Origin of the sequence: Streptomyces racemochromogenes (genome assembly GCF_039535215.1) — a bacterium.
GTDB classification, from domain to species: domain Bacteria; phylum Actinomycetota; class Actinomycetes; order Streptomycetales; family Streptomycetaceae; genus Streptomyces; species Streptomyces racemochromogenes.
In genome coordinates this window covers 960,656-983,930 of the sequence record NZ_BAAAWT010000001.1, presented here as the reverse complement: position 1 = coordinate 983,930, position 23,275 = coordinate 960,656, and the positions used below count along the sequence as shown (strand labels likewise).

Annotated in this window: 29 protein-coding genes; 1 reads left to right on the top strand and 28 read right to left on the bottom strand. The window is 69.8% G+C overall.

The annotated features are described in order from the left end of the window. Window positions 1-529: 529 nt before the first annotated feature. The gene (locus ABD973_RS04665) at window positions 530-766 is read left to right on the top strand and encodes a helix-turn-helix domain-containing protein (RefSeq protein WP_345498686.1); all 237 of its coding nucleotides are present in this window, start codon (window positions 530-532) and stop codon (window positions 764-766) included. A gap of 413 nt (window positions 767-1,179) precedes the next feature. On the opposite strand, the gene ABD973_RS04660 is transcribed toward ABD973_RS04665, so the two are convergent. The 28 genes from ABD973_RS04660 to ABD973_RS04525 all read right to left on the bottom strand — a co-directional run bounded on the left by ABD973_RS04660 (window position 1,180) and on the right by ABD973_RS04525 (window position 23,218). Then, window positions 1,180-1,671, bottom strand: coding sequence for a glycine-rich domain-containing protein (locus ABD973_RS04660; protein WP_345498684.1), 492 nt, complete (start codon window positions 1,669-1,671; stop codon window positions 1,180-1,182). A gap of 161 nt (window positions 1,672-1,832) precedes the next feature. Continuing rightward, window positions 1,833-2,150: a hypothetical protein gene (locus tag ABD973_RS04655; protein ID WP_345498683.1), complete on the bottom strand. Its 318-nt coding sequence runs from the start codon at window positions 2,148-2,150 to the stop codon at window positions 1,833-1,835. A 107-nt stretch (window positions 2,151-2,257) separates the two neighbouring features. Next, the gene (locus ABD973_RS04650; protein ID WP_345498681.1) at window positions 2,258-3,442 is read right to left on the bottom strand and encodes a helix-turn-helix domain-containing protein; all 1,185 of its coding nucleotides are present in this window, start codon (window positions 3,440-3,442) and stop codon (window positions 2,258-2,260) included. Window positions 3,443-3,537: 95 nt separating this feature from the next. Further along, window positions 3,538-4,554: a hypothetical protein gene (locus ABD973_RS04645; protein ID WP_345498679.1), complete on the bottom strand. Its 1,017-nt coding sequence runs from the start codon at window positions 4,552-4,554 to the stop codon at window positions 3,538-3,540. A gap of 35 nt (window positions 4,555-4,589) precedes the next feature. Next, a complete protein-coding gene (locus tag ABD973_RS04640) occupies window positions 4,590-4,844 on the bottom strand; it encodes a hypothetical protein (RefSeq protein ID WP_345498677.1) in 255 nt (84 codons plus the stop codon). Further along, a complete protein-coding gene (locus ABD973_RS04635; protein ID WP_345498675.1) occupies window positions 4,841-5,071 on the bottom strand; it encodes a holin in 231 nt (76 codons plus the stop codon). The genes ABD973_RS04640 and ABD973_RS04635 overlap by 4 nt, the downstream gene beginning before the upstream one ends. Window positions 5,072-5,085: 14 nt before the next feature. Continuing rightward, window positions 5,086-5,925: an N-acetylmuramoyl-L-alanine amidase gene (locus tag ABD973_RS04630; RefSeq protein ID WP_345498673.1), complete on the bottom strand. Its 840-nt coding sequence runs from the start codon at window positions 5,923-5,925 to the stop codon at window positions 5,086-5,088. 64 nt (window positions 5,926-5,989) lie between these two features. Beyond that, the gene (locus ABD973_RS04625; RefSeq protein WP_345498671.1) at window positions 5,990-6,511 is read right to left on the bottom strand and encodes a hypothetical protein; all 522 of its coding nucleotides are present in this window, start codon (window positions 6,509-6,511) and stop codon (window positions 5,990-5,992) included. A 9-nt stretch (window positions 6,512-6,520) separates the two neighbouring features. Then, window positions 6,521-9,853, bottom strand: a complete 3,333-nt coding sequence (locus tag ABD973_RS04620; RefSeq protein WP_345498669.1) for a hypothetical protein — start codon at window positions 9,851-9,853, stop codon at window positions 6,521-6,523. Between the two features lie 13 nt (window positions 9,854-9,866). After that, on the bottom strand, window positions 9,867-12,197 hold the full coding sequence (locus ABD973_RS04615; protein WP_345498667.1) for a phage tail tape measure protein: 2,331 nt from the start codon (window positions 12,195-12,197) through the stop codon (window positions 9,867-9,869). Between the two features lie 159 nt (window positions 12,198-12,356). Continuing rightward, a complete protein-coding gene (locus ABD973_RS04610) occupies window positions 12,357-12,770 on the bottom strand; it encodes a hypothetical protein (protein ID WP_345498665.1) in 414 nt (137 codons plus the stop codon). Between the two features lie 8 nt (window positions 12,771-12,778). Next, the gene (locus tag ABD973_RS04605; protein WP_345498663.1) at window positions 12,779-13,285 is read right to left on the bottom strand and encodes a hypothetical protein; all 507 of its coding nucleotides are present in this window, start codon (window positions 13,283-13,285) and stop codon (window positions 12,779-12,781) included. Beyond that, complete coding sequence (locus tag ABD973_RS04600; RefSeq protein WP_345498662.1) at window positions 13,285-13,695, bottom strand: phage tail protein; 411 nt, start codon at window positions 13,693-13,695, stop codon at window positions 13,285-13,287. The genes ABD973_RS04605 and ABD973_RS04600 overlap by 1 nt, the downstream gene beginning before the upstream one ends. A gap of 6 nt (window positions 13,696-13,701) precedes the next feature. Then, window positions 13,702-14,436 carry a hypothetical protein gene (locus ABD973_RS04595; RefSeq protein WP_345498660.1) on the bottom strand — a complete coding sequence of 245 codons (735 nt, stop codon included), beginning with the start codon at window positions 14,434-14,436 and terminating at the stop codon, window positions 13,702-13,704. A 1-nt stretch (window position 14,437) separates the two neighbouring features. Further along, window positions 14,438-14,887 carry a hypothetical protein gene (locus tag ABD973_RS04590; protein WP_345498658.1) on the bottom strand — a complete coding sequence of 150 codons (450 nt, stop codon included), beginning with the start codon at window positions 14,885-14,887 and terminating at the stop codon, window positions 14,438-14,440. Then, on the bottom strand, window positions 14,865-15,083 hold the full coding sequence (locus tag ABD973_RS04585; RefSeq protein ID WP_345498656.1) for a hypothetical protein: 219 nt from the start codon (window positions 15,081-15,083) through the stop codon (window positions 14,865-14,867). The genes ABD973_RS04590 and ABD973_RS04585 overlap by 23 nt, the downstream gene beginning before the upstream one ends. Window positions 15,084-15,092: 9 nt before the next feature. Then, a complete protein-coding gene (locus tag ABD973_RS04580; RefSeq protein ID WP_345498654.1) occupies window positions 15,093-15,683 on the bottom strand; it encodes a head-tail connector protein in 591 nt (196 codons plus the stop codon). A gap of 9 nt (window positions 15,684-15,692) precedes the next feature. Next, complete coding sequence (locus ABD973_RS04575; protein ID WP_345498652.1) at window positions 15,693-15,962, bottom strand: hypothetical protein; 270 nt, start codon at window positions 15,960-15,962, stop codon at window positions 15,693-15,695. Window positions 15,963-15,975: 13 nt separating this feature from the next. Then, window positions 15,976-16,320 carry a hypothetical protein gene (locus ABD973_RS04570; RefSeq protein WP_345498650.1) on the bottom strand — a complete coding sequence of 115 codons (345 nt, stop codon included), beginning with the start codon at window positions 16,318-16,320 and terminating at the stop codon, window positions 15,976-15,978. Between the two features lie 68 nt (window positions 16,321-16,388). Next, on the bottom strand, window positions 16,389-17,810 hold the full coding sequence (locus ABD973_RS04565; RefSeq protein WP_345498648.1) for a phage major capsid family protein: 1,422 nt from the start codon (window positions 17,808-17,810) through the stop codon (window positions 16,389-16,391). A gap of 141 nt (window positions 17,811-17,951) precedes the next feature. Beyond that, window positions 17,952-18,746 (bottom strand): HK97 family phage prohead protease, encoded by a 795-nt coding sequence (locus tag ABD973_RS04560; protein WP_345498646.1) that lies wholly within the window; start codon window positions 18,744-18,746, stop codon window positions 17,952-17,954. Then, complete coding sequence (locus tag ABD973_RS04555; protein ID WP_345498644.1) at window positions 18,743-19,825, bottom strand: phage portal protein; 1,083 nt, start codon at window positions 19,823-19,825, stop codon at window positions 18,743-18,745. Before ABD973_RS04555 ends, ABD973_RS04560 begins: the two co-directional genes overlap by 4 nt. 86 nt (window positions 19,826-19,911) lie before the next feature. Continuing rightward, window positions 19,912-20,076, bottom strand: a complete 165-nt coding sequence (locus ABD973_RS04550; protein ID WP_345498642.1) for a hypothetical protein — start codon at window positions 20,074-20,076, stop codon at window positions 19,912-19,914. Between the two features lie 9 nt (window positions 20,077-20,085). Beyond that, a complete protein-coding gene (locus ABD973_RS04545) occupies window positions 20,086-21,639 on the bottom strand; it encodes a terminase large subunit domain-containing protein (RefSeq protein WP_345498640.1) in 1,554 nt (517 codons plus the stop codon). After that, window positions 21,596-21,844 (bottom strand): hypothetical protein, encoded by a 249-nt coding sequence (locus ABD973_RS04540; RefSeq protein ID WP_345498638.1) that lies wholly within the window; start codon window positions 21,842-21,844, stop codon window positions 21,596-21,598. Before ABD973_RS04540 ends, ABD973_RS04545 begins: the two co-directional genes overlap by 44 nt. A 149-nt stretch (window positions 21,845-21,993) precedes the next feature. Beyond that, on the bottom strand, window positions 21,994-22,272 hold the full coding sequence (locus ABD973_RS04535; RefSeq protein ID WP_345498636.1) for an HNH endonuclease: 279 nt from the start codon (window positions 22,270-22,272) through the stop codon (window positions 21,994-21,996). A gap of 112 nt (window positions 22,273-22,384) precedes the next feature. Continuing rightward, window positions 22,385-22,726: a hypothetical protein gene (locus ABD973_RS04530; protein ID WP_345498634.1), complete on the bottom strand. Its 342-nt coding sequence runs from the start codon at window positions 22,724-22,726 to the stop codon at window positions 22,385-22,387. A 360-nt stretch (window positions 22,727-23,086) separates the two neighbouring features. Beyond that, on the bottom strand, window positions 23,087-23,218 hold the full coding sequence (locus ABD973_RS04525; protein ID WP_345498633.1) for a hypothetical protein: 132 nt from the start codon (window positions 23,216-23,218) through the stop codon (window positions 23,087-23,089). Between the last annotated feature and the right edge of the window lie 57 nt (window positions 23,219-23,275).

Genomic DNA, 23,275 nt, shown 5'->3' with positions numbered 1-23,275 from the left:
GTGGGGTTGGACGGTGCTCTGTCGGAGTCTGCGGGTGAAAGAGTCACCCGCAGACTCCGACAAGTGGTCAAAGGCCCTGGGAGAGGGCTGATTCGCCCCTCGCAGGCGTTCGTCCGCCCCTGTTCCTCGCCGTCCCCCGCCGTCTTTCGCCTACACCGGCCCCAGGCACGGGTCGTCAGCGGCCGATGACGGGGTAGTGGTCCGATGATTCCCAACCAAAAACATGTAAGGCGCTCTATGGGGGCATGACAACGCCCCGACCTGGTCTTTGCGGAGACGAGGGTCGGGGCGTTGCTGCGCCCTGGCGTGGGTGGGGTGTGCCGGGCGCGCCGCTCGCCCTGCTGCGGGCAGGAGGGAGCGGTGATCAAGGTGGTCCGGTGGTTGACCGAATCACGTGCGGTGTGAAGCTTTCAAGGCCTGATGCGAACATTCGGTCGACCGAATGAAATCCATCGGATGGGCTACAGGTTCTCTGAAAAGTACGGTATACGGTACAGACAAACGATCATGAAGCGGCCAGTTTTGAACGGTGCCGCCAGAACGATCCCCAGAGTGGGTGCTTGCCCGCCGGAGACAGGTCGGCAACACCATCCGCAGGGCGCGGCAAGATGCTGACGTCACCCAGGAAGAGCTCGCGCTGCGGGCGGGGATCGACAGGCAGACCCTCAACCGCATCGAGCAGGGGCACGCCTCGCCCCGACTGGATAGCTTGATCCTCATCGCGGACGCGCTCGGGGTTCCCCTCGCGCGGCTCATGCGCGACTAAGCGGAACCTAACGCCTTCAGTTTCGGCATGGACACACCGTACGTGCGAAATCGGCCAGCGGAAACAGGCCACGGGGCGTCAGGCGTCACAGTCGAGCCAGGCTCCAGTCGCCCTCCAGCGGGGAGCCCCGGCCGACGGGGGGATTGCCGGCCGGGGCTGGATCGGGCGGTCAGGCTGGGGTGTCGGCCTTTTCCGAGGCGCCGCCGCCCTGGCAGGCCAGGCACGGCTGGCTGTAGACCACCCGGTATGCGCCGTCAACCAGAATCGTGCTCCGGAGTCGGCTGCACGATCGGCACCCACCCCTGGGGCGCGAGGATGAGTTCTTGCGCCGAAGGTCTCGCAGGTGAGCGAACAGCTGCTCGGCGTCGTCGTTCTGCCACATCGTCATGGCCTGTCAGCGTAGCCAGTTTGACCTAGTTGGGGTGGTCGTCGCGGCAGTTCCCCGAGCACTCGCCGTCGCCGCAGTTCTGCGAGTGCTCGCAGCCCGCGGCCACCGGCATGCCCTTGATGGGTGCGAGCCACAGAGTGCGGTCCACGGTGAACCCGGCCGCCACGATGTTGGCCTGCGTCCGGTCCAGGGCGCTGGGGTCGTGCCGGGTCGGGTCAGGGCGCTCGGGGATGTGGTGCACGAACCGGCCCAGGGAGGCGCACACACGGGCGTACACCCGGGTGTGCAGGATGAGGGCGTGCCAGCCCTCGTCGACCGTCCTGGAGGGGCGCATGCCGCCGGGGCGCGCGGCGGCCGCGGCAACGAACTTCAGGGCCTCCTCGACGATGCGTTCCGCGTCGGCCGGCGCCATGTCCGGGTTGTTGTCCCGGACGGTGGCGGCTACCCCCTCGAACTCCTCAGCGGTGATGAGGGAGCGGGCGTCCCTGGTGGCGGTCGCCTCGGTGGTGATAGTCATGCGGTGGTGCCTCCTCTGGTTGTGGTGGAGGTGCTTGCAGCCCGTCCCGGTCGCGGGTCCTGGCAGATGCGCGGCCGGGCGGGTCTATCGGATGCCGACGACGATGACGCCGAGCACGCCGAGCACGATGACGATGTACGCCAGCTGGCGCCAGAGCTCGTTCACCAGGGGGCGGGCTCATGCTCGCGGAGGGTCCGCACCATGAGCTGGACGATCCGGGCGAGGGTGCGCGCGTAGGTCCAATTCGCGTGATCGCCGGTGCCCATCGGGCCGACCTCGGTGAAATACGACCAGTCGGCGCGCGCGTGGCGGACCTGGGGGGTCTGCTCGGCCGCGGCGAGTTCCTCGTACATCGGCTTGCCGCAGGTGACGAGGTCATCGGTGAGACAGGCGACCTCGTGGGCGTCCCGGCGGTCCGAATACGGTACGAGGGCTTTCCCGGTCAGCTCCTCGGCTGCGCTCATCTGCTCAGGCGTCATGGAGTGCTCCCTACCGTCGTCAGCGGGTGGTGAGACGAGTGTGGGACCACGGAAAGGCCCCGGCTGACACACACTTGTGTCAGCCGGGGCCATGGGTTCACGTACGGTCAGGCGCCCAGCCAGGAGCCGTACGACAGGAACGAATCGGGCAACATCCGATGCGCTGCCTCCAGACCCGCGTAGGTGTCCCGAACCGTCTGGTGATACCGAGCCTGCTGGGGTGCCGCCTTGCGCGCGCGCAACAGGTTCTGGAACGAACCCTCCAGGTCGCCCGTCCACATCTGTGCTCGGGCCAACTCGGCGTAGTGATGCGACTTCCGGGACTGCGGCCAGTCCTTCGGGATGACCACAGTGCGCCCCTGCTGCGCCGCCTGGCCGTACTGGTCCAGCTCGGCCAGCACCGCCACACGGTGAACCCGAACGTTCGTCGGCCCGAACGCCAGGTAGTGGAGGGTCGCCGCCTCGCCCGTCGCCCCTGCGATGCGCTCCGCCTCACCCAGGTGGGTCTCGGCAAGGGTCCCGTTCTGGGAGCGGCCGGCCATGACCGCGGCGCCCAGGTGCAGCTGCCCGGTGACCACCTCGCGCTCCCGGCCGGGATCGGCCTGCTCCAGGATGGACAGGCCCAGGGCGGTCAGGCGCTGTCCGGTGCGGTACTGGCCGTCGCGCAGGTAGGTCAGAGCCCGGAAGTACCGGTACATGCCGCCCAGGGCGGCGCTGCTCGCCCGCTCGGCAGCCCACTCCATCCGGGCCAGGGCGATGGCCGCCAGGTCGCCGTAGCCGAGTTTCGAGGCCACGTCGTAGGCGCTGCGGTACGTGCTGGCGAGCAGCCGCCACGTCTCGTCCGACGGGGCCGCGTGCGCCGCGGTGGTGACTTCCTGGATCAGGCCTGGGAGGAGGTTCGCTGCTTGCTTGATCTCTCCGGCCCGCACCGCGACGAGGAGAGTCTCGGCATCATCGGCCAGGAGCGGCACCGGCCGCGGGCGGATCTCGGGGTCGGCGCCGAGGTCGTACACGTCCAGGGCCTCACGGATGGGCCTTATCAGGACGTCGAGTTGGTCGGCGCGCAGCTCGGCGACGAAGGGCTGGCCGGTGACGGTGGCGACGTCCACGCGCAGCGCGCGGGCGAGGCACGCCGCGGCGTACGGGGTCGGCGGGCGTTCGCCACGTTCGATCTTGGTGAGCAAGCTGGCAGAAATCTGCGCGAGTTCCGCGAGGGCTTGCTGGGTGAGGTGGCGTGAGAGGCGCAGGCGCTTGATGCGCGCGCCGGTGTGGTCGTGCGGTAGAGAGTGCATACTGGCTCCCGTTCAGACTCGACACCTGAACGATAGCTGGACACGCAGAAATCGCCCCCTCCCAGCCCGCAGGCTGAGAGGGGGCATTCTGCTGCTCAGGCAGTGGTGGAGTCGGTGATGAGGCCGAGGGTGGCTAGCGCGGTGAGCAGCGAGGCGAGCGCCGCGTTACCTCCGCGGCTGCCGGTGACGTTGGGCTTAGCCACGGCGGCGGCCCCGTAGAAACCGAGCGTGCTGCCCATGTGGCGGAACATCAGGGCGACGATGAGTGCGTCGTCGGTCGTCCACTGGTCGGCCGCGCTGCGGCGGAAGTTCACGTCGCGGCCGGCGCTGCCGGAACCGGCTTCGAAAGTCCCCGACGCGAGGACCCGCCACCGGTCGAACGTATCGCCAGCGACACCGCCACCGAATGCGGTCGTAGCCGCCGAGGCGACGTTGTTGGTGACGGTGCCGGTCATGTTGCCACCCGTGAGTGGCAGCAGGCCGGCCAGCGCCGCAGCAAGGCCGGTCACCTGGGACTGCGCCACGGTGACCGGGTCGGTGCCGCCGGATCCGTGCGTGGACGCGTGCGCGGTCGGCGTCCTGGCGTCGGTCGTTGTCGGGTCCGTGGAGCGCAGGGCGATCCCGGCACCGGCACCGGCCGCGCCGAGCGGCGGTTGAGGCCCCGTGGCTCCCGTGGCTCCCGTGGCTCCCGTGGCTCCCGTGGCTCCCGTGTCGCCCTTCGGCCCCGTGGGTCCAGTAGGCCCTGCCGGCCCAGCTGGTCCCGTAGGCCCTGCCGGGCCGCGGACGTACGTCACCTCGCCCGGGTCAGCGTCCACCAGGTCGGTGATGTCGACGGAGCCGACCCCAGCGTCCAGGGCAAAGACCCGGCGCCGGTACGGGCGGCCGTCGATCCGCTCGTCCAGGATCCACAACCGCCCGGCCGCAGGCTCGACCCCCGCCGCGTCTGTGGTTACGAGGGCCTGTGAGAACGCGCCGCTTACGAGCGCGAGCGTCGCCCCGCCGGTGAGGACCTGGTCGCCAGCCTCGTCCGTCCACACGCCCGGGTAAGGGGCCAGGACGACCCGGCCCGTGCACGCGGCACCGGTGGCCGGGTTGACGTAGTGGCCGGTCACGACGCGTGTCGTAGGCAGCGGCACGGCGACCTCCTCTACTTCGAGACGAGCTGGTACAGGGTGAGCCCGAGGCCGGCAAGGCCGGTCACCGCAGCGATCGAGGGAAGCGGCCAGCGAGCCCTCTCCAACGATTCCACGCGCTGCTCCAGAGCATCGATGTCAGCCTCGGCCTGATCGGTGCGCTGGAGCGCCAGCCCGAGCTGGCCCCGGAGCTCGGCGAATCCGGTCCTGATCTCGCCCCTCATCTCCGCCAGCTCGACAGCGACCCGCGTGGTGTCCTCAGGGGTCACCTGCGGGCCCGCACGGACTCGGTGATGCCCGGCCCCTCCGTCCCGCTGGAGGTGGCGATCGCGGTGAGCAGCGCCAGGACCGAGGCGAGACCGCCGACGGATGCGGCCTGGCCCCAGTCGACGTCGAGGATGCCGAGCTGGTCGGCGCCGACGGTGCCGAGGACGGCCTGCGCGAAAGTGCGGACCATACGCTCGGCGGTGGACGTCCAGAACGGGAAGGTGAGCATGGGGGGTCTCCTGATCAGCTGGTGACAGTGAAGGCGTGGCGGGCGGCGAGTACGACGAGGCTGGCGCGGCCGGGGATGCCGTCGGCGTCCGTCCCGCTGTAGCCTTGGCGGCGCTGCCACTTGGCGTACGCGGTGACCGTGGCGGTGCCGTAGTGGCCGTCAGCCAGGGAAGGGGAGAGGAGGCCCTCAGCCACGAGTGCCTGCTCCACGACCTTGACCCCCGAGTAGCTGACGGACGTCCCGGACCTCGGAGGGTCCGACTTCGCCGCGGCGATCAGCCTGGACAGGGACACTGAGGGCGAGGCCGGCGGCGGACTCGACGGTTCCCCGCCCGCGCGGCGGACGATGCCCGGGAACACCACGTCGTTGAACTGCTCGACGCGCTGGTCGCCGGGGCAGTCCGTGCCGCTGACGGCCCAGTCGGCGTGCAGCCGGTGATAGCCGTATCCCGGATCCGCGGCGTCGCGGCAGACCCGGAGCGGGATGCCGTGCTCCTGGTGGAGCCAGACGCCGAGCAGGATCAGCTGTTCTATCTGCTCCGGTGTCCAGGGATCGCTGGCGTCGTCGTCGGAGGCGGTCTCGATGCTCACGGCACCGGTGCCATCCGGCCGCAGGTTGGCCCGGTAGTTGGCGTCCGCGCGGGTCTGGGTGCCGATGAACTGCCCGAGCGAGCCGTCGTAGTCGAGGCCGAAGTGGGATTCGAGGTTGGTGGAGTCGCGCCAGTACTCGTAGATCCGCTCCTCGTCCCACGGGGCGGCGACGGAATGCATGATGAACTGTGTCGGCCGGATCGCGGGCTGGTTGTCGCTTTCGGGCTGGAGCTCCAACTTTCGGGCTCCGGGGTACCAGGCCATAACGCCTCCAGGGCATGAGAATCGCCCCGGCCAGCTGGCGCGGGGCGTACGGGGTGGGGCGGGGTCAGGCGACGCGGGTGAGGAGGATCCAGGAGCCCGCGCGCATGATCGATGCCGTGGCGTTGGATACCCTCTGGGCCCAGTTGAGCTGCAGCGTCCCGGCCGTCGACGAGGTGACCAGGCGGCCCCACAGCGGTGCGGTCATGAACGTGCTGTTTTCCGCGCCGAAGCCGCCCAAGGGAAACGACGTGTTGCCGATGGACTGGCGGTCGACGACGACGCCGGAGCCCGCGAGGCCGCCGGTGCCGTCCTGGGACTGCCCGTGGGCGATCCAGTCGAAAGTCGAACCGCTCGGCCCCGTCCAGCCGATCTTCACGTCCGTGTCGGTACGCGCGCTGTACAGCAGCACGCCCGTGACGATGTACGAGGCGTTCGCTGCGACCGGGGACAGCAGTGCCGTGTCGTTGATGTTCGTCGTCGACGACGTCACCGACTGATCGGACGGCTTGACGATGGGCGCGGGCAGCATGGACGTCAGCAGCCCCGCGGTGATCCGCTGGCCTGCCGAGATGACGGGGTACGGCACTGGGCCTCCTCAGTAGCTGGTGATCGCGGGCTGGGCCAGCCGCACGTCCTCGCCCGCGACCTGCGCTTTGACCACGCTGTTGACGGACCGGGTCACGGACACCCGCTGCGGCGACTCGACCGTCCAGTTGTCGAACCGGTACTCCTGGGTCGCGTTCGTATTTCCGCTGAACGCTCCGCCGCCGATGCCGACCTGCCCGGACGCGATGGTGCCGCTCGTCACCGTCCGGTCGAGCTGCCACGTACCGGCCGGCTCGATCGTGCCGGTGCGCCAGATCCGCATCAGGATGCGGTGCCCGATCAGCCGCACCCGGGCCTCGTACTGGTCGCCGGCCGCGTAGGTCAGGCCCGTGCTCACGGACGTGTCGACCAGCGTCGAACCGACCGTCGCCGAGAGGCTGATCGCCCCGGACAGGCCCCACTCGATCCGGGCCCGGTAGCAGGAGGTGACGCTCGACCACCGCATGGCGATCGACGAGACCGCGCTCGCGCCCGTGGCGACGGCCGACACCGACAGCGTGCAGCGAATCTCCGCGTCGGTGCAGGACTCCGCGACGGTCTGCATGCGGAGCGTCGTCGGGGTCGAGGTCACCGTCACGAGGCCGAGGCCCCCCGATACTGACCTTTCCGAGCCGGTGCCGCCGGTCAGCGTGTAGGTGTGGCCGTCCGACGCGGTGCCCCAGCCGCCCGCGGCCACGGTCCGGCCGTAGGTGTCCTCGGCCAGGGTCGTGATCGTGGTCGCGCTGACGGTCTCTCCGCCGACCTCCAAAGTGATGGGCAGCTCGGCCGGGTCCTGGGTCCAGCGGGGGTACGAGCTGTCGGCGGTCTGCACGGTGTGGACGACGAGCGTCGTCGCGGTCGACGTGGCGTCCGCGCCGAGGACGGATCCGTCGGTGTCCGCCCGGCCGTACGTCGCGTCGTCGGCGTAGGCCACCAGCCAGGGCCCGGCCGGCGTGCAGTTCAGGACGATGTCCCAGTCGTTCGGGTGGCCGATCACCTCCGTGTACCCCTCGACGATGAGATCGATCGGACCCGGCGGAAGCCAGCTTGGGGGGTTGATGATCTGGATCCGGTCGCCGATGTCGAGCTGGAGCACCGCGGGGATCAGCGACGGCGCGGCGGCCAGGTTGATGTGCACGGTCGGGTAGCGGGCCTCGTCCCAGGTGCCCATGTGCAGGAGCCAGTCGGCGATGTCCTCGGGCTGGCTGTCGTAGCGCAGGTTCAGCGTCCGGGTGTCGTCGTACACGCCGACACCGTTCGGCGGGGGCTGGATCGACAGCAGGCTCGTGGTGTCCACGGCGCGCGCCGACGAACCGTTGGCCCGGGTGACGATCCGGTCATTGCGTACACGCTGGTCGTCGTCGACCGGCTCCAGCGGCGGGGCCACGTGACCGTCGACCGTGTAGTCCAAGGTCAGGGCCACGGGCTGGTTGTGGAACGTCTGCCTCGCCTTGTAGATCAGGCCGAGCCGGTCCCTGGCCTCGTAGAGCACGCCGAGGTCCGCGTCCGCGCACTCGTTGAAGAGGGCCAGCAGGGTGTTCGGACGCTGCGCGTCTACCGCGGTGGGCGCGTAGTCGCTGACGATCGGCACCCCCTCCTCGGCGGCGAGCCGCACGAACCGCTTGCCGACTTCCTCGCCGCGCCAGGCGTTGTCGGCGAACGTGTACGCCGAGAGGGACGCGGAGGGCAGCACGCCCACGTGCCCGATGCGCATGTCCGCGGCGAGCGCACCGAACGTGGTGTTGATGCCGGTCACGATTCCGGCGCTCCCGGAGATGTCGGAGCCGCCGCCGTATCCGATCCCGTCGACGACAGTCCAACCTAGCTCGTAGTGAACGTTGGCTCCGGTCTCGGCCGCGCTGACGTTGAGGTTGACCCACTGCCCATGAAAATCAACATTGGCGAAGTTGATCGTGATGACGGTGGAGCCGGCCGCGTCGTAGCCGGTGAGGTCGACGCTGTCGTCATCCATGGTCAGGACGAAGCGGCGGGCGGCGCCGGTCGTCGTGAACTCCAGGATGGTCGTGGTCGACGCGGGTTCGGCCTGGGTGTGGAACATGTAGCTGACCAGCCACGACCCGGTGGCCGCGTACGGGGGGACGGTGCCCCGCATGGACGCCGCAGCGTTGATCTTCGGCAGCGGGGAAGACCCGAACAGGGTGTCGTCGGCGGCGAACTCGAACCCGGAAACGACCAGTGGCGTGACCCCGCTGATCGGCGAGTAGGCCTGGGTGGCGTCCTTGCCCTCCTCCAGCGGCCAGTACGCCACCGGGGCGCCGACGGCTGGAATCCTCCGCCGGAGCGTGGACGCCAGCGCCTTCGTGCCCTGCCCCAGCCGGCGCAGAATCCCCGAGGCCTCGACCGGCACGAAGACGTCCCGGCCGGACTCGTCCCAGCGGGGCGGCCAGGACGACACCTCGGCGTGCAGCCTGTACTCCCTGTTGGAGATCACAGCAGCGCCGGCCACCGTCCAGGTGCGCCCGGCCGAGTCGGTCCATGAGGTTGTGCCGGGGCTGAGGGCCCGGATATCGGGGGCGGCCACGACCGAGCCGCCGATTCCCGAACGCAGCTCTGCCCGGTGCAGGCGCCCACGAAAGGGCCACCGGTTGCTCGTCGCGTTGGACTGATTGGGTGCGATCTCCAGCGGGGCCGTACCGCTGAAAATACTCGTGGTCCCTGCGGTCACGATGGTGCCGATCGTGGTCCAGGTCCCGGACAGGGAGTCGGACCAGTACAGAGTGATGGTGCGGCCGCCCGAGCCGTTGTCGACGTCCATGGTGAGGCGCAGCGCGGCGCGGCGCGGCATCGGGGGCAGGGTGAACTGGACGAACAGCGCATCGGCGAGCAGGCCGGTCGGGGACCAGACCCAGAAACACTGACCGTTCTGGATGCGCAGGTCCCAGGACCGGTTCCCGTCGGCGGGCTGTGACCACTTGCCGATCAGGGTCTGGTGCTCGGTGTCGTACCAGCGGACAGTGCCCTCGAAGCGGACGTCGATGTCGCCGGTGATGTCGAGGCTCGCGTGGTCCGGGGTGGCGACTATGTCGGCGACCGCGCCGGTGGTGGCGAGGTAGGACTCGGTCCCCGGCACGGAGAACCGCACCGGCGTGTTGCGGCCGATGAGCCGGTAGTTCGCCGAGCGCGGGTTCCGCGGGCTGTACTTGTTCTGCCGGTTGTCGAGCTGGAAGCTGGCACGGGACGGATCGACCCGGGCGCCCTCGTCGGGCCGGCCCCGCTCGATGGTGAGCGGGCCCCGCGCGTAGAGGTCACCGGTGATATCGGTCCACACCCCGCCGATCTGCATCTCGGCGAGGAGCGCGATAGGGGTCTGCGGAAACGCCACCGCGCTCCCTCCTTTACTGTCCGAACGCGGCTTGCACGTTGCCCTGTCCGACGATGCGCACGCTCTTGCGCATCAGCCGCTGGAGATCGCCCTCGGCGCCCCCGAAGTCGAACCGGACGGTCACCTGCTGCTGAGGACCGAACCCGGGGCGGACGAGGGGAGCCGTGCCGCCGCCGGCCACCTGCTGCCCGGCCGCTGAGGCGAGCGCTGATCCGGGCGGCTGGACAAGTCCGGCCATCGCCGCGTCCACCTCGCCCTGCCTGGCCTCAATGCCGACGACGACACCGGCCGGGATCCACTGGCCGATCTGGTCCGCCATCAGCTTGGACGGGGAGGCAATGCCCAGGGCTTTGGCGATCGGGCCGGGGATGAGGTTGCGGGCCCAGCTCATCAGGGTGGAGCGCAGCCAGCCGCCCATCGCCTGGATGCCGCGCCAGAGACCGCTCACGAGGTCTCGGCCCTTGTCGACGAGGAGGCCGCCGAGACCGCTGAGCGCGCCGGAGATCCTGCCCGGGATGGTGGTGACGAACTGCATCATCTGCAGCGCCTTGATGTACACGGTGTCCTTGATGGCCTGCCAGTGCTGGGCCATCAGCCCGATCGGGGTGAAGTTCATCAGCGCGTTGAAGATCATCCCGGGGATGCCGCGGATCCAGGCGACGAGCCCGTCCCACGCGGCCACGGCCGTCGACTTGATCGACTCCCAGTGGCTCGCGATCAACCCGACGAGCGTGAAGTTCATGAAGAGCGTCACCACGAAGCTGACGAAGCTCTGGATCTTCTGCCACACCCAGTCCCAGGCGGCGCCCGTCCATGCCTTGATCTGGTCCCAGTACATGACGATCAGCGTGACCAGGCCGGCCACGGCCATGATGATCCAGCCGATCGGACCCATCGCGATCAGCCACTGCGCGGCCATCACCGCCGCCCACGCGACCGCGCGTGCGGCCATCAACAGGAACTGCATCGCCGCGACGGCTCCGGCACGGATCACGGCCAGGACCCACGTGCCGATCGAGGTGAGCGCCGAGCCGACCCACGCGGCCGCGGTGGTTGCGGCGGAGGCGACGGCGCCCGCGGCGATCTGCACGTACGCGCCGAGACCGATCGCGGTCATCCGCAGCCAGTTACCGATCACCGTCCACGCGGAGGCCGAAATGATCGCGTTCGCGCCGGCCACCACGGCCGAGATCGTCGAGTAGACCATCATCGCGCCGCGCACCACGAGGACCGTGGCTGCGAGCCCGAGCAGGGTGTACGCGAGGGGTTGGAACGTGGTCTGGTGCGCCATGGCGAAGGTGATGAACCCGGCGCCCACCTCTGTGAGTTTGCTGAGGGCCTGCCGCTTGAACGCCTCCAGCTTCGACGAGGCGTTGTCGCCGACTGTGTCGATCAGCCTGTCCGTGGCACCAGTTGCGTGATCCATCCCCGCTGCGGCCGCGGCTGTGGCGGGGTTTAGCGCGAACAGGGCTTTCCCCATGACCGTGCCCGGGTCGCCGAACAGCGCCGTGGCGGCATTGAGCTGGGTCTGGTGGTCCTTCGTGTTCCGCAGCGCGTCGGTGGTCAGCTGCAACGCCTTCTCGGCCTGGGTGCCACCCTGGCCGATCATCTTCGCCATGGTCCCGGCGTTCAGCCCGATGCTTTTGAACGCCTCCTCGACCGGCTTCCCGCCAGCGAGGGCGAGCTCGCCGAACTGCCCGATTGCGTCTGCGACCTGGTCGGCGTCGCGTGCACCGGCGGCCATGGCCTGCGAGATCAGCCCGATGGACGTCTGCCCGTCGAGGCCGACCCGACGAAACTGCGTGCTGTACTCATTGATCGTGTCGAGAAGGTCGTCCGCCTTATTCGCCGAGGACTGGAATCCGGCAGTGATGATGTCGAACGCCTCGTCGGCCGAGTCGGCCAGCCCCGTCCGCATGAGCTGCCCCACCGCAGCCGTGACGCCGCCGACCTCCTGGTCGAAAGTGCTGGCGAGCGCGAGCGCCTTGGTGGTCACAGCCTCCAGACCGCCGGTGGCCTTCGAGGTGTCGCCGATGTTCTGGTACACGCCCCGGATCGCCTGGTTCACGGTCTCGGTGGAGTCGCCCCACGCGTTCGCGTACACCGACGCGCTCACCTTCGCCAGGTCCGCCGCCTCAGCCGGCCCGACGCCCAGCTGCGCGGCCAGCTTGTCGTTGGCTGCGCCCACGTCCATCGCGTTGGCGATGCCCGTTCCCAGCGCCGCACCGACGCCGGCGCCGATCGCGGCCGCCGACGCGGTGAACTTCTCGGACACCTTGTCCATGACGCCGGACGCCCGGTCGCGGGCGATCAGGTTGAAGACGAGCGAGGTGTCCGAGGCCACGGCGGGATCACCTGCCTCTCTTCATCTGTTCGTTCGCTTCACGCTGGGCCTGCTCGTACGCGTCGAGCCAGTCGAGGGCCCCGTCGGCCTCCTCGACCGTCATGAGCTGCCACTCCCAGGGGCGGATTCCCAGCAGGTGGGCCGCATCGCCGAGCCGCCTTATCCGACGATCGGCAGCAGGGCTTTTCCCTCACCCTCGGGCTCGTCGTCGTCGGCCTCCGCGATGGCCTTGTCCAGGCCCGCGAGCATCGCCTCACGCTGGTCCGGGGACGCGTGCTCGGCGGCCTGCTCGCGGATGAAGACGAGTTCGGCGCGGGTCTGGACGAGGGTCAACTCGTCCCATGCGAAATCAACGTCCTCGTACCGGACGCCGGGGTGGTCCCGCTTGAGGTACATGTGCAGGAGCGCCCTGCGGCAGCCGGAGTTGCCGTTCGCAACCGCCTTCGTGAAGTCGGAGAAGTCGCGGCCGGTGCGCTTCTCCAGGGCCTCCCGCTCCGCGCTCATGATCTTGCGCGGGTTGTACTCCCAGCGCTGCTCCTCGTCGGAGCCGTCGGGCTTGTAGACCAAGTACATTCCGTCCCCTATCCGGCCCGGTCGGCGAGGCGCCGGGCCATGTTCTCCATGGCCTCGTGTACGGCCTGGGTGTAGCGATTGGTGTCGCCTTCCATCGCGTTGTCGAACCACAACGTGCGGCCGTGCTGCTGCACCCACGGCTCCCGGCCGTACGTCAGGTGCCGCCAACCGCGGGCACGGTTGGTGCGCTTCGGGGCGTTGGCGAAGCCGCGCACGTTGCGGGTCTTGAACGCCTTGATGCGAGCGCCGGACCAGTTCCCGCCGAGCTTGACCTCGGGGCGGATCTTCTTGGCGATGGCGGAGCGCAGTGCGGGCGCAGTGCCCGGCCCGCTGCTGGACATCGCCATGATCCCGCTCTTGGCCTGGACGGCCGCGGGCTTGAGCGCCTCGCGCATGTTCTTCGCGAGTTCCTTGCGGAGCTGCTTCCCGTCGGACTCCGCGCGGAGCGCGCGGGCGAGCGCGTCGAGGCCATCGTGCGTGACGGTGACCTCGAACGGGGGGCCACCGCTGGCCATCAGGCCGTAGCGCGGGTGACGGCGCCGCTCGTCGGGAACGTGACGCCCACGCTGGCCTCGTCGCCGACGCTGCCTTCGATGGGGTTCCAGCCCTTCACGAGAACGCTCCCCGTGTACTTGGGGTTCGACGTGCCGACCGCGGCCTGATCGGCCCGGACCTCGAACGAGACCACGGTGCCGAGCAGCGGCCACATGATCGAGTCGATCTTTGTGGCTGCGACGTCCTGAAGAAATTCGCACGCCAGCTCACCGGACTTCAGGCCGCCGAGGAGCGCCTTCCAACCGAGGCTGCCGTAGGTCGTGATCTCTTTGTCTTCCACCTCGACCGTCAGCTCGGCCTTACGGGTGTAGTCGGACAGGTCGACCCCGTTGAGCGCGAGGTACTGGGCGAGGAGAACCATCTTGGCCATGGGGGATCACCGGATTCCGAGGCTGGTGGCGAACAGGAAGGAGGGGGTGGTGCCGGAGATCGTCCAGGCGACCCGCCACCACGTGTCTGTGATGGCGCCGCCCGCCGTACGCAGGGCTTCGCCGCCGGCGGCCGTGGCCGCGGTGAACGTGAGCTGGGTGGTCGGCGCGGCGAATGCGTTGCTCGGCGCGGACTCAATCCGGGCCGTGATGGACGGGGTGGTGCCAGCGACGCTGAGGACGTGCAGCGCCGCATACAGCCGCTTCCCCGCGGTGACCGCGCCGAGCTGGACTCCGGTGCCGGTGCCGGTCGAGGTGCGGGGCGTCCCGGCCGGGTGGGCCATCTGTCCGCGGACCAGCGGCCACGCAGAGGCGCCCTTGCCCGTCCAAGGAGCGACGTCGCCTACCGCGCCGCCGAGTGCGTAGCTCGCGGTCAGGCACTGCGTGAGGTACGCCAGGTCGCCGACGTTGGCGTTGTCGGGGCACACGGTCCAGGGGCCGACGCCGCCGAGCCGCGCCCACAGCGCGTCGTCCACTTTGCTGGAGTCCGTGGCCTCCCACTGGCCCTCGGCGCTCACCTCGGCCGAGCCGAGACCGCCGACGACCTCTTTGTACCCGGCGCTGTAGTAGTTGGTGGTCTCCTTGTCCTCGATCTCGCTGGTGAGCTCGATCTTGCTGGAGGCGCCCGTGAGGTCCGCGCCTACGGCGAACAGCCGCGCGTTGAGCAGGACGAACTTGGACACGTCAGCTCCTTCCGTCGCCGAAGATGCGGATGATCAGCTCGGCCCCGACGTACTGCGTGCCCGCGTGCTCGTACCAGCGGTAGCCCTGCACACGCTTCAGGTGGAGGTCATCGGCCAGTCCTCCGAGCGCGGCCTCACCGGGAGCCCCACGGGCGGCCTGGATCGCCTGCTTCAGGGAGGCCGGGCCCGACCCGGACAGCAGCGCATCGAGCGTGCGTTGCGCCGAAGCGTCATCGGCGCGGCCCACCAGGACGCGGCACGTGAGCTCGGCCTCGTCCTGGGCCCGGCCGTACGCCTTGTCGAAGTCGAGGTCGTACTCGCCGGTGAAGAAGTGGGGGGCGACGATGCTGTCGGGGATGTAGCCGGAGCAGGTCAGCTTGCCCGCGCCCGCCGGCAGGACCACCGTGCGGGCCGCGTCGGCGAGGGCCTCACGAATCGCCCCCAGCTGCATCGTCCGACACCCCCTTCGGCGCGGCCTTCCGGCGGCCGGTCTGCGGCTCGCGCTCGGTGACTTCCTCCGCCACTCCGGCGGCGACGAGGTGCGCGCCGTCGTGCGCCGGTACGTCGGTTTCCTCGCCCAGTCCGGGCCACGGTTCGCCGTTGCGGGTGGCGCCCTCGGGCATGGCGACGGTCATGCGGATGCGCATGGGGACTCCTCACCCGAATCCGGGCAGTACGTAGGGCTCGACCAGGTTCCAGACGTCCGGGTCCCTGCGGCTGAGCCTGACCACGCCCCACTCGGCGGATCCGGTGACGCCCTCGGGGGAGTCCTTCCGTTTGAACAAGCGGGACGCCTGGATGAGGGTGGCCTGGATGATCTCGTCAGGGACGGTCGGCCAGCCGTACCGCGCGGTGACCCGGACCCGGTTGGTGCCAACAGCCCAGCTGCCGAACCGCAACAGCCCGGTGATCGGGCGCCCGGCGGCGAGCGCGTTGTCCGGGAGGGCCTCCCAGTCCGTGAGCGTCGACCAGGCGGCGGCCGACCCGGTCTCGACGAGGAGGCCCGTGCTGCTGCCGATGTCGTCGACGAGGAGTGCTGTGCCGTCCGGCTCGATGACGGTCCGGCCATGCGGGCGATAGACGCGCTGCACGGGGGACCCGTCGAGCCAGAATCGGCGGCCGGTCGCCCGGTCGATGGACCGGGACGCCGCGGTGAGTGCCTGCTCCAGCAGAGCGTCGCGGCTGTCGTCGGTGTCGTCGAGGCCGAGCTGCCGTTTCAGGGTGCCGAGGTCGGCGTAGTTGGCCACGGCGGCACCTCACTCTCGGATGACGTTGCCCTCGGCGTCACGCGGCAGACGGGGCCGCCCGCGCCCTCGGCGTTCCTTGGCCCCGTCGCCGTCGGCGGTCTCCTGCGGCGGCGCGGAGCGGCCGCCCGGCGCCTGCTGCTCGTCGGCGGCACGCTCGTAGCCGTAGTGGGCGAGCTGCTCGTCGACCTGGGCGACACGCTCGTCCTGGCCGCGCCGCACGTAGCCCTCGCGCTCGCGCAGCAGGGCGGCAACCATCTTGTGGTCTTCGTTCTGAGTCATCGGATCGGCTCCTTCAGACGAAGAGGATCGACGCGGTGCACGTGAACGACGGGGTCGTGCCGCCGATCGTCAGCGTGGCGCGGACGTAGTTCTTGGTGACCGATCCGGCGGAGAGCCGGTTGCCGGCCGCGGTGAGCTGGGTGATTCCGGAGCCGGTGACGGTGCTCCAGCTGGAGCCGTCAGCCGACTCCTCCAGCACCGCGTCAAGGGTGGGTGTGGTACCGGACGCGGCCGACACGTGAACGGCGAGCAGGGCGACCGAGGCGGCGCCCGCGGCAGCGACGGGTCCACTGCTCGTGGTGGCGGTGCGGGCGGCCGGGGCCAGGGCGACGTCGCCTTGGACGGGGCGGACAGGCATGGCGATTCTCCAGTCGGCGGGGGAACGGCCGGCCCCGGGGACGAGGGGGCCGGCCGCTCGTCGGGGGGTTAGAAGGTGGGCGTAACCAGGCCGGTGCCGCCGATCTTCTGCATGCCGTTCGAGTACCGGGCGTGCGTGTACGCGAAGTACTTGTACGCGACGAGGAGCACGCCGAGCGTGGCCGCCTTGGTCTGCTCGGCGCGGATCATCAGCGGCGCGTCCTGGTCCTCCCAGAGGTGGCACTCGCTGTTCGGGACGACGTACACCTCGTCCTCGTTGGTACCGGCCCCGTAGCCGGTGCCGATGTTGTTGTCGACGATGACCTCCAGGCCGCACGGCAGGACGCCGCGGGGACCGGATCCGTAGGAGCTCGCTCCGTTGGCGGTGCCCGCCGACTGCACGGGGATTCCAGCCCAGTTGATCATCGGCCAGGTCGAAGACATCTGGCTGGAGAGCCAGTACCAGCGGCGCGAGTGCATGACCGCGTGGGTCGGCCGGCCCATCGCCAGGAGGTTGGCCTCGACGCCGGCGGCTCCGGCGAGGATCTTCGGGTACAGCTCGGCGCCGGACGGGGAAGCGTCGGTGTAGGCGTTGGCCTGCGCCACCGCTGACAGGCCGGTGGTGGCCTGGTTGATGAGGGTGCTGTCCAGGGCGGTGTGCACCCGGTTGAACAGGTCCTGCATCGTGACGTCCTCGATGCCCTGCCCGCGGTCGATGGCCTGCCGCGAGATCGTCTGCTGCCCGGATGCGGTCTGCACGGGGATTGTCAGCAGGGTGTCGTCCATGTCCGTCTCGCTGACGGCCGAGTTCTCGGACGACTGGAGGGCGGCGGAAGACGCGGTGGTGATGCGGGAGATGTTCACGGACATGCCGTCCGGCGGCAGCTGGTGCCGGTTGCAGATGTCGGCGAAGGGACGCAGTGCCGCGGTGGCCGGGGCGTACAGGTCGGTCAGGTACTGCGGGACGACCAGGCCGGTGAACGCACCGGTGTTCGTGGCGCGCTGCATGTACTGGGCGCGCTCGACGCGCTCTTCCTGCATGTGCTGCGTCAGGCGGTGCACGGCCTCGACATCTCCGTACAGGAACTGCCTGGAGACGTCGAGCAGGAAGTTCTTTCCGTGGGGGTCCTCGTCGGCGCGGTAGGTCCGCTCCTCGCGGCCCACGCGGGCGACCTGGTCGTAGGACGGCTTGCGGGTCTGGGTCGGGGCGCTGGTGCGCTGCTGCTCCTGGCGCTCCATCTCCTCCGACTTGATCTTGTTCGCGTTGGCGAGCTTGCCTTCGATTCCGACGATGTCGTTCTTCGCCTGGTCGCGTGCGGCGAACAGCTGGGCGACCCGGTCGTCCTCCTCGGGAGAGAGGTTGGACCGGCCTTCCTGCTGCGCCTTGTTGAGGATCAGCTCGACCTCGGCCCCGCACTTCTTCTGGCGCTTGTGGGCCGCTTCGAGCTCGACCTCGATGCTCGCGATCAGGTCGTCGATGGTTCCGGGCATGACAGTGCCTTCCGGTAGATCGGGATGGGGTGGGGTCAGCGCGACTGCGCGGCGGGCCCGGGTCGTCTGCCGGGCGTGGCGAGTCCCGCCTCCGGGCGATCTGCCGGATGGCGTGCTGGAAGGTGGTTCAGGGGCGGACGGTCAGTCGTCGCCGAGCTGGGCCAGCAGACGGGCCCGGACCATGGCGATGGAACGGCCCTCAGCCAGCGGTGCGGCCGCGGGCGCCGTCGCGGGCGCGCTGGGCTGCGGGGTACGGAGGTCGGCGCGCTCGGAGAGCCGGGCGAGCGCCTCGCGGGCGACGAGCGGGGAAAGGTGGTCGATGGAGGCGAGGAACTCGCCGGAGCGTGCCGACACCGAGGTGTGCGGGTTCGCGCCGTAGGTCACCGGCCCGACGTCGCCGCGCTCCAAATCAAAGGAGTTGATGCGGTACTCGGTGTAGTCCGGGGACCACGTTCCCTCGGTGATCCGGAACATGAACGACTGCTCACGCACGTCGGAGTCCTCGATGGCCTGGACGAGAAGCTGCACGTCGGCCCTCTTGGGGTTCAGCCACGCGCGCTGGCCGAGACCTGCGTCGTCAGCCCACAGCTGGAGTCGGCCGTTACGGGTGCTGGCCATCGGGGTTCCGCCGTGGTTGAAGCGGAACACCACCTCGGGGTCCGCCGCGAGCGTCTTGTCCGCGGCGCCCTTGGTGACCACCTCGGTGTACGGGCCGAACGCGTCCCACATCTCGTAGCCGCGTTCGAAGCTGGAGGCGTAGCCCTCGACCTCGTACCACTCCATCTCGTCGCGCATCACCCGCTTCGCACGCAGCTGCGAAGTGAATCGCACCTCCGGCGACTCGGGCCGGTCGCGCGGGACCCGCATCTCGGCGGAGCCCGCGGCAGAGCGGCGGGCGGCTGCGGCCTGCGCCCGCAGGCTGGCCGGGTCTGTCATGTCGATGCTCCTGTCGGTGCGCTCGCCGCCGGGGTCGGGGCGGGGTTCTTCGTGCCGAACAGCCGGTCGAACTCGGACAGCTGCGACTCGGTGAACGGCTGGCGGTCCTCCAGCTCGCGTGCCTCGGACGGGGCGAGCTGCCGGGACTCGATCTGCGTGCGCAGCATCGCGGCCCGCGTCTGCGGATCCATGCGCAGCAGCGCGTCGGTGTTCAACTTGACGAAGCGGGGCCGGGAGGTGAGGGAGGACAGTGCGTCCTCGCGGCGGACGATCGCGGGCCCCAGGTTCATCACGAGGAACTGCAAGTTCCGTTGGGTGATGTTGGCGTACGTCATCGATCCACTGGCGCCCGCGTCGATCAGGTCACCGGGGCAGTCGAAGAACCTCGCGATGTCGCCGATGCCGTACCGCTTCGCCTCGATCCAGTCGGCGCCCGCGGCGTCGGCCTGGATCATCTTGTACTCCCAGTCGTTGCCTGTGACGAACAGGTCCTGGCTGGACGTCGCCGCCTTGAACCGGCGCTTCGTCTCCTCGGCCTGGTCAGGGCTGATCGTCTTCGCCGTGTTCTTCAGGTGGGCACTGGGCACGGCACCGTTGCCGAACCAATCCAACGCGAACTGCTGCACGGACAGGTACTCGCCGATGGACCACGCGGCGTACGCGATCGGAGAGAGACCCACCGCCAGGCCGGCCATCGTGTACTGCCGCTCGTGCCACACCTCGTCGGCCGCGTACTCCTGCTGCCCGATTCGGTAGGTGACCACGCCGTCTCGCTGGCACACGGTCACATCCGCGAGCGGGACCAGCTCGATCCGGGCCGGGAGGCCAAGGCCGTCGCGGGCGGTGATCAAACCGAAGCAGTTCCCCGCGCGGTCGAGGTCGAACTGCGTGGAGTACAGCCACTCCATCATCCCGACCCGGTCCCCGCCCGGGGCGATGAGCACCGGGGGCTTGGGCACCTCCACCTTCATCTCGCCGATCCTGCGGTACACGTCCACCGGCATCGTGGAGACGAGGTTCGCGCGGAGCCGCAGGCACGCCCACACCGCGCTGTGCCGCAGCGCGGACTCGTGAGTCACGGTCACCCCGCCCGCCCGCTGTGGGGGGCGTGGTGGAAGCAGCTCGCCGGCGGTGGGACCTGTGATGCCGCGACGCTTGAACAGACTCACCCGCCATCACCCCTCGCCGACCAGAGCGACCCAGCCAGGATCACGGCGCCCGCGACCGCAAGGGCGAACCCTCCGATCCACGGGGCCAGCCCCCACGCGGCGCCAGCCGCGAGGAGCAGCAGGGCGAGCGCGTCGAGCAGGGTCGTCACGACACTGCGCACGGCGCCTCCTCAGTAGATCGAATCGAGCACGTCGTAGTCCTCGCGGACCAGCGGCCCGCGGGTCAGCAGCGCCCACCGGGCCTGGACCGTGGCGACGAAGGGGGACACGTCGACGAGGGAGCGTCGGCGGTCCAGGACCCAGGCATCGCCGACGGACCGGGTCATCGCCCCGTTCACCGCAGCGGTGAGAGGGGCCTGATCAATGTGCCGGACCGTGCCCTGCGTAATCGCGTCCGCCATCTGCCCGGACGCCTCCACCATGTCCCCGGTCCGCATCACCACCAGGTGGCCCGGCAGCGGGTGTTCCTTCTCGTCGCCCTCGGGCGTCCGGATCCCGGCGGCGACGAGGTCGTCGATCAGGGAGGAGGAAGGGGAGCCGGACGCGGAGATGGCCACGGCCACCGGGCCGTGGAGCTGCCGCAGCCGTACGACCGCAGGCACCACCCAGTCCGTACCCGCCCGCCGGTCGACGACCTCCAGGTGCACGCGCCCGTCCGGCCGGATCCCGGCCATCGCGATCGTCGAGGTGGTCCGGTCCTGCGACACCTCAACCGCCAGCGCCAGTTCAGCACCGGGCCGGGACCGCTCGTCGGCCAGTCCCGGCCAGTGCTGCTTGGGGACGTTCGGGTCGCTCGGGGGCGCGGCCTTCCGTGTCCTGTTCAGGTACGCGCGGTCGAACTCGCCAGGGTCCAGCTTCTCCAGCTCGGAGCGGATCACGGCCTCGGTGACCGTGTGGCCGAGCGCGGGCAGCGTCGCCGCCCACGTGGCCGGGTCGTCGCGCGGCATGTCGTCCGGGGCGAACCACTCGAAGTACGCCACGCTCGGCCGGGGCCCGCCGTTCCACAGGGCCTCGATCACCTCGCGGCCGGCGGCCCGCTTCTTGTTCAGCCACACGCTCTTCTCAGTGCCGCCGGCAGACGCCCACCACAGCTGGGCCATCGCCCGGGTCAGCATCGCGGGGGAGAAAGCCTGCTCCAGCCGATCGTCTTCGTGAGCGAATGCCTCGTCGATGACGCCGAGGTCGAGAGCCGGGCCGTGCCCGGCCTTCTCCGTATTCGCGGTGATGCCCAACTTCGAGCGGGTCCGGCTCCACAAGATCGCCTCGTTGCCGTTGCTCTTGCGGGCCCGTACGCGCGGCGCCAGCGACGACCCTTCCAGGGTGACGAGGAACTCGTCCTCCCAGCGCTGCCGGGCCATGCCCCGGGTCTGCGCCGCGTACACCACGTTCTGCCGCTGCCACGCCGCAATGCGGTGCGTCATCAACGCGAGGATCTGCTGCGTCTTGCCCTGCTGCCGCGGCACGGACAGACCGACCTCCCTGTGGGCGAACAGCCCCGTGGCCGGGTTGATCTCCAGGCCGACGTCCAGGACGTACCGCTGCCACGGCATCGGCTCGAACCCGAGTGCCTGCATCACCCGGCACGCGGCCGGGCCCAGGCTCGGCCACTCCGGGCGCCGCGGTGTCCCCCACCGGGGCGGGCACGTTAGCCCGTACCGGTCGAGCAGCTGCTCGGCGAACTCACTCGGGGGCTGCCAGGTCTCCGAGGCCGTCGTCGTCGTCATCGGCGGCCCGTCCCTCCAGCAGCTGGGCGAGCGTCTGCCGCAGCTCGCGGGAGAGCTGGGGCAGCACCTTGACGTCTTCGGTGCTGGTGGCGTCGATCTCGGAGGCGAGGCGGTAGGCCAGTTCGGTCAGGGACGGCTCGACGCCGACGAGGTCTCCGAGCGCCTCGACGTCTTCGCGGACGGCCTTCTCGACGGAGCCCGCCATGACAGCCTCCAAGATCATCCCGAGGCGATCCGGCCCGGGGAGAGAAAAATAAAAGCTGGGCGCGGGGCTGGGAAGACGATCTTCCCAAAAAATCGCAGGCTTCTGACCTGCGGTTTTGTCTCATCGCGTTTGTGCAGGTCAGAGGCTTGTTACGTGTACCAGTCTCGTGACGTCTTGAGTCCGGCCGTCCGGGTCTTGTTGCCCTTCTCGCCGTTGCAGTTCCGCCCGCAGGTCGGGCAGCGCTTCACCCCGTGGGCGGGCCGCCAGTTGCTGGTGTCCCCGGGGTCGGCTCCGCGTGAGACGGGGTGGACGTGGTCGACGACGTCGGCGCCGGGGTGGCCGCAGAGGTGGCAGACGTCGGACTCGGCGAGGAAGCGTGCGCGCTTCTTGCGGTAGTCGTACGTGGTGAGGTCGGCCCGCTTGGCCATGCCTCACCTCCTCGGTGGTTGGCGGGGGTTGCCGCCCGGGGCCCTCGTCCCGGGCGGCTGCACCCGCACCCACTCGCACCTGAGTGGCCTGTGGGCCTGCCGTGGTGGCAGGTCAGTTCTTGCTCATGTCGAGGCTGTCGAGGTTCCACGTCTCGCCGTCGGGCGTGGCCGCGGTGCAGTCGTAGGTGTTGCGGACCTTGGCGCCGAACGAGTTCTGGCTATCGACATGGCCGACGACCTGGTACTTCCACGGGGCGCTGCCGCTGATCGTCGTGACCTTGGTCTCGCCTGCATTGCTGAACTCGGCAGAGCCTGGGCTCTTGAGTCGCTGCTTGACGAACTTCTCGCACATGATCGTGGCCTCGACGCCGTCGGCCGGCGGGGCCGATCCGCATGCGGTGAGGGCGAGGGCGCTCGCGGCGGCGAGGAGGATCGTGGCGTGGTGTGTGCGCATCGCGCCATGCTCGCGGGCGGCCGGGGCCTGTGTGGGGGCTGTGACCGGTCTGTGACGCGCGAAAGCCCCGCGTGTTGGCGGGGCTTCAGTTTCCGGGCACGCCGGAGTTGCGACCAGGATGGAGCACGGGCGGCACTTTTGCAACAGGCGTAGAAGGGCCCCGCCGTACGGGGGGACGGCCGGCGGGGCCCTTCTGTTGCGGCGTCACGCCCTCGAAGGTACGACGCCACCTCGCGTGCAACCCCGGCCGGTACTCCGGGCGCACAGGGTGGGAGTGTGCGCAGCGCCCCCGGGGTGTTGCGATGGCGTTCACGCTACGCCTGGGATGGCTGAAACAACAGCCCCCACGTGTGGCTTGATTCAGCCCTTCGGGGTGCCGGGTACGGACTTCGGCTGGCTCGGGTAGTGGCCGCCGCGGGACGCCGAGTAGGTGGTCTGGTGGTCTTTCAGGCGGGGGTCGTCGGCCGGGGGCTTGGGCGGGGTGAGTGCCATGATGGCGGTCCTGTCTCTCGTGAGGGGATGGGTGTCCGGGGCGGCCGGTAGCTACCA

What these genes read in the sequence shown, in the direction of transcription:
- ABD973_RS04545 (WP_345498640.1), bottom strand. Translation starts at nt 21,639, where the DNA reads ATGACGACGACGACGGCCTCGGAGACCTGGCAGCCCCCGAGTGAGTTC.
- ABD973_RS04585 (WP_345498656.1), bottom strand. Translation starts at nt 15,083, where the DNA reads ATGCGCATCCGCATGACCGTCGCCATGCCCGAGGGCGCCACCCGCAAC.
- ABD973_RS04600 (WP_345498662.1), bottom strand. Translation starts at nt 13,695, where the DNA reads ATGGCCAAGATGGTTCTCCTCGCCCAGTACCTCGCGCTCAACGGGGTC.
- ABD973_RS04660 (WP_345498684.1), bottom strand. Translation starts at nt 1,671, where the DNA reads ATGACTATCACCACCGAGGCGACCGCCACCAGGGACGCCCGCTCCCTC.
- ABD973_RS04590 (WP_345498658.1), bottom strand. Translation starts at nt 14,887, where the DNA reads ATGCAGCTGGGGGCGATTCGTGAGGCCCTCGCCGACGCGGCCCGCACG.
- ABD973_RS04570 (WP_345498650.1), bottom strand. Translation starts at nt 16,320, where the DNA reads ATGCCTGTCCGCCCCGTCCAAGGCGACGTCGCCCTGGCCCCGGCCGCC.
- ABD973_RS04535 (WP_345498636.1), bottom strand. Translation starts at nt 22,272, where the DNA reads ATGGCCAAGCGGGCCGACCTCACCACGTACGACTACCGCAAGAAGCGC.
- ABD973_RS04530 (WP_345498634.1), bottom strand. Translation starts at nt 22,726, where the DNA reads ATGCGCACACACCACGCCACGATCCTCCTCGCCGCCGCGAGCGCCCTC.
- ABD973_RS04655 (WP_345498683.1), bottom strand. Translation starts at nt 2,150, where the DNA reads ATGACGCCTGAGCAGATGAGCGCAGCCGAGGAGCTGACCGGGAAAGCC.
- ABD973_RS04605 (WP_345498663.1), bottom strand. Translation starts at nt 13,285, where the DNA reads ATGGCCAGCGGTGGCCCCCCGTTCGAGGTCACCGTCACGCACGATGGC.
- ABD973_RS04540 (WP_345498638.1), bottom strand. Translation starts at nt 21,844, where the DNA reads ATGGCGGGCTCCGTCGAGAAGGCCGTCCGCGAAGACGTCGAGGCGCTC.
- ABD973_RS04635 (WP_345498675.1), bottom strand. Translation starts at nt 5,071, where the DNA reads ATGCTCACCTTCCCGTTCTGGACGTCCACCGCCGAGCGTATGGTCCGC.
- ABD973_RS04565 (WP_345498648.1), bottom strand. Translation starts at nt 17,810, where the DNA reads ATGCCCGGAACCATCGACGACCTGATCGCGAGCATCGAGGTCGAGCTC.
- ABD973_RS04650 (WP_345498681.1), bottom strand. Translation starts at nt 3,442, where the DNA reads ATGCACTCTCTACCGCACGACCACACCGGCGCGCGCATCAAGCGCCTG.
- ABD973_RS04560 (WP_345498646.1), bottom strand. Translation starts at nt 18,746, where the DNA reads ATGACAGACCCGGCCAGCCTGCGGGCGCAGGCCGCAGCCGCCCGCCGC.
- ABD973_RS04610 (WP_345498665.1), bottom strand. Translation starts at nt 12,770, where the DNA reads ATGTACTTGGTCTACAAGCCCGACGGCTCCGACGAGGAGCAGCGCTGG.
- ABD973_RS04575 (WP_345498652.1), bottom strand. Translation starts at nt 15,962, where the DNA reads ATGACTCAGAACGAAGACCACAAGATGGTTGCCGCCCTGCTGCGCGAG.
- ABD973_RS04525 (WP_345498633.1), bottom strand. Translation starts at nt 23,218, where the DNA reads ATGGCACTCACCCCGCCCAAGCCCCCGGCCGACGACCCCCGCCTGAAA.
- ABD973_RS04630 (WP_345498673.1), bottom strand. Translation starts at nt 5,925, where the DNA reads ATGGCCTGGTACCCCGGAGCCCGAAAGTTGGAGCTCCAGCCCGAAAGC.